Raw genomic sequence first — 1,261 nt, 5'->3', positions numbered from 1 at the left:
TATTTCTTCTCCCCGCCGGAGCCCGTTGCAAAATCCCACGATTGTGATTCACTCCTGTCGCGATGACGGAGAGGTTGCGATGTCGGTTCGGGACAACAGGCAGTTCAGTTTCGTTGAGGCGCTGATGCCGCAGGCGAAGGGTTCCGGTCGGCTGGAACGGTTGTCGAGCGTTGTGAAGTGGTATCGGTTCGAGAAGCTCCTGTCGCGTCTTCGCGATGACAAAGGCGCCGGGCGTCCGGCCTATAAACCGCTGGTGATGTTCAAGGCTCTGCTGTTGCAGTCGCTCTACGGGCTTTCCGACATGGAGCTCGAGGAAGCGCTGGGCGACCGGCTGTCGTTCAAACGCTTCGTCGGCCTGACGCTTGAGGAGGCCGTTCCGGATCATTCCACGCTTTGCCGTTTCCGTAACCTGCTGATTGACGCAGGTCTGCTGGAGAAGTTGTTTGGAGAACTCGACCGGCAGCTCGATGCCGCCGGCCTGATCCTGCGGCGCGGCACGATGCTGGATGCGACGATCATCGAAACGACGGCGGCCCGGCCCCCGAGCGGGCGCAATGGCGACCTCGATGCGGGTGCTGGATTTGCAGATGGGCGCAAGCCCGAAAATCCTGATCATCCTGGTTCAGCCGGGTGTGGCGAGCAGGCAGTCGATCCGGATGCCCGTTTTGTCCGGCATGCGGGCAAGCACGGCTCGTCCTATGGCTACAAGGCGCATGTCGGTGTCGATGAAGGTTCCGGCATGATCCGCAAGATCATCACCACACCAGCCAATGTGAACGATACGGTCGTCGCCGATCGACTGATCGTCGGCGATGAGGCCTGCGTTCTGGCGGATGGGGCATATCATACGCACATGCGGGAGAAAGCCTTGAAGGCGAAAGGCATCAAGCCGCGGTTGATGCGCCGGCCGAACCGGCATCACCGCGTCCTGTCGCCGCGTCTTGCGCGGCTCAATCTTTTGATATCGAAACGCCGGGCTGCCGTCGAAACGACGTTCGCCACGCTGAAGAACCGCATGGGGCTTGGCGTGATCCGCTACCGTGGGCTGATCAAGGCCAGCGCACAGGTGCTGCTGGCGGCCATGGCTTTCAACATGCGCCGCTGGGTGACATTGACGACGCCGACAAGGCCTCACCGCGCCTGAAATCACCCAAACCACCCTCAAGACCACGAAAAAGCCCGCCTCACACAAAGGCGGGCGGGTGATACGCTTCCAAAATGTCCAGAAAGGGCAAGGCGGCGGATATTGCAACGGGTCCCG

1 protein-coding gene is annotated in these 1,261 nt (G+C 61.1%); it reads left to right on the top strand.

Going from position 1 to position 1,261, the window contains the following annotated elements; all coding sequences use genetic code 11:
* Positions 1-79 precede the first annotated feature (79 nt).
* A complete protein-coding gene (locus tag PIB16_RS26625; protein ID WP_065657049.1) occupies positions 80-1,144 on the top strand; it encodes an IS5 family transposase in 1,065 nt (354 codons plus the stop codon).
* Positions 1,145-1,261: the final 117 nt, after the last annotated feature.

This window comes from Agrobacterium sp. ST15.13.015 (genome assembly GCF_027871645.1).
Taxonomy (GTDB): domain Bacteria; phylum Pseudomonadota; class Alphaproteobacteria; order Rhizobiales; family Rhizobiaceae; genus Agrobacterium; species Agrobacterium leguminum.
This window is presented reverse-complemented; position numbering and strand designations above follow the sequence as displayed.

Coding starts and splice junctions, on each gene's coding strand:
- PIB16_RS26625 (WP_065657049.1), top strand. CDS start 80: ATGTCGGTTCGGGACAACAGGCAGTTCAGTTTCGTTGAGGCGCTGATG.